This window comes from Aeromonas sp. QDB25 (assembly GCF_027707725.1).
In the GTDB taxonomy this organism is placed as follows: domain Bacteria; phylum Pseudomonadota; class Gammaproteobacteria; order Enterobacterales; family Aeromonadaceae; genus Aeromonas; species Aeromonas caviae.
In genome coordinates this window covers 1-7965 of sequence record NZ_JAPCIZ010000113.1, presented here as the reverse complement: position 1 = coordinate 7965, position 7965 = coordinate 1, and the positions used below count along the sequence as shown (strand labels likewise).

Annotated in this window: 9 protein-coding genes and 1 pseudogene; 5 read left to right on the top strand and 5 right to left on the bottom strand. The window is 58.9% G+C overall.

What is annotated here, in order from left to right:
- On the top strand, positions 1-107 hold a 107-nt coding region (locus PG883_RS21725), incomplete at its 5' end, for a transposase (RefSeq protein ID WP_201872345.1).
- Positions 108-189: 82 nt separating this feature from the next.
- Here PG883_RS21725 and cspE read toward each other — a convergent pair.
- Positions 190-399, bottom strand: a complete 210-nt coding sequence (cspE, locus tag PG883_RS21720) for a transcription antiterminator/RNA stability regulator CspE (RefSeq protein ID WP_010675897.1) — start codon at positions 397-399, stop codon at positions 190-192.
- Positions 400-791: 392 nt separating this feature from the next.
- Positions 792-1076, bottom strand: a complete 285-nt coding sequence (gene yjbD / locus PG883_RS21715; RefSeq protein ID WP_201902285.1) for a DUF3811 domain-containing protein — start codon at positions 1074-1076, stop codon at positions 792-794.
- Positions 1077-1369: 293 nt separating this feature from the next.
- On the opposite strand from yjbD, the gene PG883_RS21710 reads away from it, so the two are divergent.
- On the top strand, positions 1370-1495 hold the full coding sequence (locus tag PG883_RS21710; RefSeq protein ID WP_257520123.1) for a hypothetical protein: 126 nt from the start codon (positions 1370-1372) through the stop codon (positions 1493-1495).
- Between the two features lie 46 nt (positions 1496-1541).
- On the opposite strand, the gene PG883_RS21705 is transcribed toward PG883_RS21710, so the two are convergent.
- Positions 1542-2312, bottom strand: a complete 771-nt coding sequence (locus PG883_RS21705; RefSeq protein ID WP_270808136.1) for a substrate-binding periplasmic protein — start codon at positions 2310-2312, stop codon at positions 1542-1544.
- 161 nt (positions 2313-2473) lie between these two features.
- Entirely contained in the window at positions 2474-3043 is a 570-nt protein-coding gene (locus tag PG883_RS21700) for a single-stranded DNA-binding protein (protein WP_010674212.1), read from the bottom strand.
- Between the two features lie 507 nt (positions 3044-3550).
- On the opposite strand from PG883_RS21700, the gene PG883_RS21695 reads away from it, so the two are divergent.
- Together PG883_RS21695 and uvrA are read left to right on the top strand one after the other, a co-directional pair.
- Positions 3551-4189: a LuxR C-terminal-related transcriptional regulator gene (locus PG883_RS21695; RefSeq protein ID WP_081843839.1), complete on the top strand. Its 639-nt coding sequence runs from the start codon at positions 3551-3553 to the stop codon at positions 4187-4189.
- 93 nt (positions 4190-4282) lie between these two features.
- Complete coding sequence (uvrA, locus tag PG883_RS21690; protein ID WP_270808134.1) at positions 4283-7111, top strand: excinuclease ABC subunit UvrA; 2829 nt, start codon at positions 4283-4285, stop codon at positions 7109-7111.
- 116 nt (positions 7112-7227) lie between these two features.
- On the opposite strand, the gene PG883_RS21685 is transcribed toward uvrA, so the two are convergent.
- Positions 7228-7353, bottom strand: a complete 126-nt coding sequence (locus PG883_RS21685) for a hypothetical protein (protein ID WP_010674215.1) — start codon at positions 7351-7353, stop codon at positions 7228-7230.
- A gap of 325 nt (positions 7354-7678) precedes the next feature.
- Between PG883_RS21685 and PG883_RS21680 the strand changes: the two are divergent.
- Positions 7679-7855 (top strand): annotated as a pseudogene (locus PG883_RS21680) (outer membrane protein OmpW); the annotation flags it as partial.
- Between the last annotated feature and the right edge of the window lie 110 nt (positions 7856-7965).

Sequence of the window (7965 nt, the reverse complement as noted above, 5' to 3'; positions counted from 1 at the left end):
GGGTGAACAACAAGATCAAAGTGATAAAGCGCATGGCATATGGATTTAGGGACTCAGAATACTTTTTTCTGAAAATCAAGGCGGCCTTCCCCGGAAAGCCGCGATGAACCACAAAAAACCCGCCGAAGCGGGTTTTTTCAATTCTTGCTGAGGCCCTTGCCCAAAGAGGGGAAGGTGCTCCGGCTTGAATTACTGCGGAACGACGTTCGCAGCAGCCGGGCCTTTCTGGCCTTGCTCGATGGTGAACTCAACGCGCTGACCTTCTTCCAGGGTTTTGAAACCGTTGGACTGGATGGCGGAGAAGTGAACGAACACGTCTTTGCTGCCGTCAGCCGGGGAGATGAAACCGAAGCCTTTCTCGGCGTTGAAGAATTTTACGGTACCAGTCATTTTGGACATGATAATTTCCTTGAGTAGTGATTAGTGAAACGCCACCGGAGCGGCAATCCATGATTTTTCGTCAGAAATACGTATGGGGAGCACTAAAGAAGGAGAATTATCTGGCAAGAATTATCGGGGATAACTGCCTGCACAAATCACTGCTTTAAGATGACTGCCTAACATAATCAGGTCTGAACTACCGAACCATCGAAAACGATTAGAACACGCACACCCTGTCATGGCAATCTTTATCTTGGTATTCGTTTCAGTCAGTGATGGCTGGATCGGCGTTTTATCCGGGTGTGCATCAGCTGCCAGGCGCCTCCTGCTGCCCTTTTCAGGGGGATGACAGGACGCTCTGCCAGCCCCCTTTTATGCAGCAGCGTCATCTGCGTGCATTCATGCTGCCGTTACCGTCTGCCACGGTATTTGTTGCTGACGGAATCGGACCAGCTGAAGGTGTCAGGCAGCACTTGGGCGCTGGCTCGCTCCTTGGCTTTCTCTCGCGCCAGTGCGGAAGCCGCCTTGGCGGCCTGGGCGCGATCGGCGGCGATCTTCTGGCGTCCTGCCTCACGGATCTTGTTGCGCTCCCCGTTGGTCAGGGTGTGATCGGCATTGGCCTGGGCCTTTTGCACCAGCAGGGCAATCTCGGCTTTCTCGGTCTCGGTCAGATCCTTCATTTCCAGCTTCTTCATGACGCGCTCCTGCGATCGTTGAATGCCCACCCTAACACACATCCATCGGAGACAGGCTGACCATCCGTCCCCGGATGCCAAAAGTGTCGCTCGGTCGTCATTTCCGAGGGGAGCACGCGACGGGAACGCCTGGCTGACAGGCGTTCCCGGGAGGCTGGATCCCGGCGGAAGATTGGGAGTATGCTGAGGCCAGTGCGATCCCCGATCGTCACTGTTGGCGTACTGAAATCCACGATTTGGCTGACATGCTGGAACACCCGTTCCAACTGTCCAGGTAACCTTTTTGGAGTCTGATGATGAGCAACAAAGAACAGCATCACGGCAAAGATGCCAAGAAAAAACCGCAGATGTCACTGAAAGAGAAACGCGAAGCCAAACGTCAGAAAGCAGAGCTGAAAAACGGCAGCGCGATGAAGTAACGCTCCATCCACTGCGGCTCCCCGGAGCCGGTATCAAGCCAGTCCATCATGGGCTGGCTTTTTTGTCTCCGGCAGTAGAGGTGGTGCCATAGGCGGCAAAAATCCGCTCATAGCGCCCGTCCGCCTTCATCTTGGCGAGCTGTCTGTCGAACCATTGCCGGTGGCTCGCCTCGCGAAAGGCGAAGTGGTAGTGAGTCGGGGGGAAGAGGTCGTGCTGTCTGACCTTGTCCTTGGGATAGCGGTCGCCCTCCTGGTCATCCCCGAGCAACTGCGCCAGATAGTAGTAGAACACCCGTTGTTCCAGGATCACGGCATCGGTGCGCCCGAGCAGGAGCCGCTGTACCTGTCCCTCCTGCCTCGCCACCTCTTCATAACGGGGATTCTGGTCGACGATGTCGGAGAAGGTCGTTCCCAGGATCTGCCGTGCACGCTGGAAGGCACTGACTCGCAGGGTCTGCAAATCCTTCATGGTGTGGACTGCCGTCGGCGCCAGGGTAAAGACCCGGTTGTGGAAGGTGATCACCGGCTGTGAGAGGTAGGCGCTTTCCAGCATGCCGGGTTTGACGTTGATGATGGCGTCCAGCTTGCCTTCCTCCAGCATCCTGAAGGTGCGCTCCAGGGGAAGATAGACGACCTGCAGCTCATGGGGGCTGCCTGCGAAGGCCTCTCGCATGAGATCGAGTTCAATGCCCCTGTCTTCGTGGCTGATGACATAGGGAGGAATGGCAAAGCTGACTCCCACCCGCAGCGGCTCCGCGGCAAGGTGGCTGCCGAACATCAGCAGGGCGAGGCACAGCAGACGACTCAAGTGGTTCATGCAGGTTCCCGAAGGGAGAAATCGTCTCGATGATAGCCACAAGCCTGGACGAAGGGGACGTAAAGCGGGGGAAAGTGGCAGCAACATGGTCGTCGGGGGAGGTGAATGCGTCAGAAACAGGTAAAAAAAGGCCCTGATGAATCAGGGCCTGCCGCAGGGGATCAGAACGGAATATCGTCGTCGAAATCCATCGGCGGTTCGTTGTAGACCGGCGGGGCGGATTGCGGCTGCTGGGCCGGACGGCCGTAACCGCCTTGCGGTTGCATGTTCTGCTGCGGGGCAGCAGGACGTTGCATGTTCTGTTGCGGTGCAGCCTGTTGCGGCTGGCCCCAGTTGCCCTGGGATGACTGGCCGCCCATGCCCTGGCCACCGCCCTGCGGACGGCCACCCAGCATCTGCATCACACCGGTGAAGCTGTCGACCAGCACCTCGGTGGTGTAGCGCTCCTGGCCGCTCTGATCCTGCCATTTACGGGTCTGGAGCTTGCCTTCCACATAGACCTGGGAGCCCTTCTTCAGGTACTCGCCGGCCACTTCGGCCAGCTTGCCCATGAAGACGACACGGTGCCATTCGGTGCGCTCTTTCTGCTCACCGGTCTGCTTGTCGCGCCAGGTATCGGAGGTGGCCAGGGTGATGTTAGTCACGGCACCGCCGCTCGGCATGTAGCGCACTTCCGGGTCTTGCCCCAGGTTACCGATCAGAATGACTTTGTTGATGCCTCGACTGGCCATAATCTCTCTTCCACCCTTATGTATACCGGCCAGGCCAGATGCCTGGGCCCATTCAATAATGCGTTTGTTTGCAACGAGATGCGCGCCCTGGCTGGGTGTCATCTCTCTATCAGTGTCCTGGCTGCGCCGGAGCTTGCCGGCAGAGGCGTCATGGATCGGCCGCAGCGTTTGTCCGTCATAGTACCAGTTGGCGGGCATGAGCGCACACCTTCCTGCCTCTGCGGGCGCCAACGCAGACTGAGTAACTTACCCGAGGTCCGGGGAATCCAGCAAGGGGATGACGCAGGAGTGTGCTGCATCGAGGGGGAAGGCTTGCTATGGTGCAGTCAGGCACTAGCTACCCCCCAAATGGGGGGGGTGTGCTAGTCATTTGTATTGGCTGGAAAATTGTCGGGCTTCAAAAGGGCCACCGCGACGCCTAATACTTTTTTAATGCTGCAGCCAGAAGGGGGATTGGTACTCTTCTTGCCGAAAAGCCCCGACCGAATGTGCAAGGAAGTTCTCTTGATGACGCCCGAATATCCCCTAGTGCTGATCACCGAAAATAACGCACAAGCCACCAGTTTCCAGCGTCACCTCAGCGAACAGCTCGACCTCCCCATCATGTTGGTGGGTGCGCTGGATGCTCTGCCCGATCCCGCCGTGACTGGCACCCAACCGCTGCTGTTGATTGATCTGGATTACCTCAAGTCGGCGCAGCAGGAGCTGTGGAGCAAGACCATCTGCCAGCGTTTTGGCGATGCCAGCGCCGTGCTGCTCAATGCCCCGACCAGTACGGACAAGGAGCTGCTGTTGATGTGGCCCCACACCAGCGGCCTCTTCTTCCGCCAGGACAGCCTGGACAGGCTGGTCTTCGGCATTCGCAAGGTGTTGCAGGGGGAGTACTGGATCCCGCGCCACCTCTTGTGCGACCTGGTGGATTACTACCGCAAGGGCAACGGGCAACCCCTGCGCCAGCAGACACTGTTGACGGCCCGCGAGCAGGAGATCGTCCGCCATCTGATGACGGGCGCTTCCAACACCGAGATCGCCGACAACCTCTTCGTGAGCGAGCACACCGTCAAATCCCACCTCTACAACGTGTTCAAGAAGCTGAACGTCAAGAACCGGTTGCAGGCGGTGAGCTGGGCCAAGGAGTATCTCTGAGAGGCGGAGCGGGACGAGAAAGACTGTCTATTCATCCAGTAGTCTCTATGCCATACTGACCCGCTCTGGTTCCCGTATCGAGCGCGCAACAAGATGGAAAAAATCGTGATCCGGGGTGCCCGCACCCACAACCTCAAGAACATCAACCTGATCCTGCCCCGTGACAAGCTGATCGTGGTCACCGGCCTCTCCGGTTCGGGCAAATCCTCCCTGGCGTTCGATACCCTCTATGCGGAGGGACAACGCCGCTACGTGGAGTCGCTTTCTGCCTACGCTCGCCAGTTTCTCTCCCTGATGGAGAAGCCGGACGTGGACCACATCGAGGGGCTGTCTCCGGCCATCTCCATCGAGCAGAAGTCCACCTCCCACAACCCGCGCTCGACCGTCGGCACCATCACCGAAATTTACGACTACCTGCGTCTGTTGTTCGCCCGGGTTGGCGAGCCGCGCTGTCCGACCCACGCCATTCCGCTCGCCGCCCAGACCATCAGCCAGATGGTGGACCAGGTGCTGGCCCAGCCGAAAGGTGCCAAGCTGATGTTGCTTGCCCCCGTGGTACGCAACCGCAAGGGGGAGCACACCAAGCTGCTGGAGAACCTGGCCGCCCAGGGCTACATCCGTGCCCGTATCGACGGCGAAGTGTGCGATCTGTCGGATCCTCCCGCCCTGGAGCTGCACAAGAAGCACACCATCGAGGTGGTGGTGGATCGCTTCAAGGTGCGCGATGACCTGGCCCTGCGCCTGGCCGAATCGTTCGAAACGGCGCTGACTCTCTCCGGCGGCATCGTGCTGGTGGTGCCGATGGACGGGGAGGATGGGGTTGCCCCCATGACCTTCTCCGCCAACTTCGCCTGCCCCGAGTGCGGTTACTCCATGTCGGAGCTGGAGCCCCGGATCTTCTCCTTCAACAACCCGGCGGGGGCCTGCCCCACCTGTGACGGTCTCGGGGTGCAGCAGTATTTCGATCCCGCCAAGCTCATCCATGATCCCGGCCAGAGCCTGGCCGGCGGCGCCATCCGTGGTTGGGACAAGCGCAGCTTCTACTACTTCCAGATGCTCAAATCCCTGGCCGATCACTACAAGTTCGACCTGGAGACCCCCTGGGAGGATCTGCCGCTCAAGACCCAGGAGGTGATCCTGCGCGGCTCCGGGCGCACCGAGATCGAGTTCCGCTACATGAATGACCGCGGCGACGTGGTGGTGCGCAAGCACCCGTTCGAGGGGATTCTGCACAACATGGAGCGCCGTTACCGGGAGACCGAATCCAACGCGGTGCGGGAAGAGCTGGCCAAATACATCGCCAACAAGTCCTGTACCAGTTGCGGTGGCAGCCGACTGCGGGAAGAAGCCCGCCACGTTTTCGTGGACAATCGCAACCTGCCCGCCATCGCCGAGCAGTCCATCGGCGATGCCCTGGCCTTCTTCGAAGGGTTGAACCTGTCCGGTCAGCGTGCCCAGATAGCGGACAAGATCCTCAAGGAGATCGTCGAGCGTCTCGGCTTCCTGGTGAACGTCGGCCTCAACTATCTGAGCCTGTCGCGCAGTGCAGAGACCCTCTCCGGTGGCGAGGCGCAGCGGATCCGGCTGGCCAGCCAGATCGGGGCTGGCCTGGTGGGGGTCATGTACGTACTGGACGAGCCCTCCATCGGTCTGCATCAGCGGGACAACGAGCGGCTGCTCAAGACCCTGACCCACCTGCGTGATCTCGGCAACACCGTGATCGTGGTGGAGCACGATGAGGATGCCATTCGCCTCGCCGACCATGTGCTCGACATCGGCCCGGGGGCTGGCGTGCACGGCGGGGCCATCGTCGCCCAGGGGACGCCGGAGGAGATCATTGCGAACCCCGAATCCCTGACCGGTGACTACCTCTCCGGGCGCAAGCAGATCGCCATCCCGGCCGAGCGCACCCCGCTCACCGGCAAGTGGCTGAAATTGAAAGGGGCTAGCGGCAACAACCTGCGCAACGTCAACCTGGATCTGCCCATCGGAGTGATGACCTGCGTCACCGGCGTCTCCGGTTCCGGCAAGTCGACCCTGATCAACGACACCCTGTTCCGCATCGCCCACCGCGAGCTGAACAAGGCCACCGAGTCCACCCCGGCTCCCTATCGCAGCGTCGAGGGGCTGGAGCATCTGGACAAGGTGGTGGATATCGACCAGAGCCCCATCGGCCGCACCCCGCGCTCCAACCCGGCCACCTACACCGGCCTGTTCACCCCGATCCGCGAGCTGCTCTCCGGCACCCAGGAGGCGCGTTCCCGTGGCTACCAGCCGGGCCGCTTCTCCTTCAACGTGAAGGGGGGACGCTGCGAGGCGTGCCAGGGGGACGGGGTCATCAAGGTGGAGATGCACTTCCTGCCGGACGTCTACGTGCCGTGCGACGTCTGCAAGGGCAAGCGCTACAACCGCGAGACCCTGGAGGTGAAGTACAAGGGCAAGAACATCCACGAAATCCTCGAGATGACGGTGGAAGATGCCCGTGCCTTCTTCGATCCGGTGCCGGCGGTGGCGCGCAAGCTGCAGACCCTGATGGACGTGGGCCTCTCCTACATCCGGCTCGGTCAGTCCGCCACCACGCTCTCTGGCGGCGAGGCGCAGCGGGTCAAGCTGGCGCGGGAGCTCTCCAAGCGGGACACCGGCCAGACCCTCTACATCCTGGACGAACCGACAACGGGGCTGCACTTCCACGATATCCAGCAGTTGCTCAAGGTACTGCACCAGCTGCGGGATCGGGGCAACACCATCGTCATCATCGAGCACAATCTGGACGTCATCAAAACCGCGGACTGGATCGTTGATCTGGGCCCGGAAGGGGGCGCTGGTGGTGGCCGTATTCTGGTGACGGGTACGCCTGAGGAGATGAGCCGTTGCAAGGAGTCCCACACGGCGCGCTTCCTCGCTCCTCTACTGGAGAAATAAGCGTCACTCGAGAAAAAGGGGCCAAGGCCCCTTTTTTGTTGGCCGATGGGCGAGGTGCGCCGGTCTGGCGCCCGGCCAGGGATGAGAGGGAGAAAAGAGGGACTCGTCCGGCAGACTCAGTGTGTCAGCATCAGGAAGGCGAGGGCGAACAGGAAACCCAGCAGAATGAAGAGGAAGGAACCTATCCCCCAGATGGCGGCAAGAATGCCGAGAATTTTGTCTTTGCGTGTCTGTGGTTTCATAGAATTCAAATTACAGCGTGGTTACATCGCATTAATAAAATACGCCCCGGGGCATAATTAAACAACAATTGAAAGGTGATATGAAGATGTTTAAGGTGTATTTAATTTGTATTTTACATTTCATGATGATGCGGTAATTTAAGGCATCATCATGTATTTGAATGACTTTTTATTTTCATCTGCGGTTTGATTGTCCAATCAAAGCTGCTGTGTACATCTATCTATTCCTTGATAACTATTGAGCTAAATCAATAACCGGCCATTCACATCCTTTTATAGTTTTCGGGCTTGCAACATAGAAAGAAAACAAAAAAGGAATAATGTGATGAAAAATATCCTTCCTCTGTTAATCGCAGCCGCTTTTGCTTCCCCCGTCGCCATGGCACATCAGGCCGGTGACATCCTGGTCCGTGGTGGCCTGGCGTTCGTCTCTCCCCAGACCAGCAGTGACAACGTGCTGGGGACGGGCGAGCTGGAGATCGACAGCAACATGCAGCTTGGCCCCCGGTGTCAGAATAGTTGTCGCCTAATCTGAATAATCTAAATGTGAAGACCGGGGGCGGATAAAGAGTGTCGAATGGCTCGTTATTCAAGTGAGCGCAAGGCTGCTTT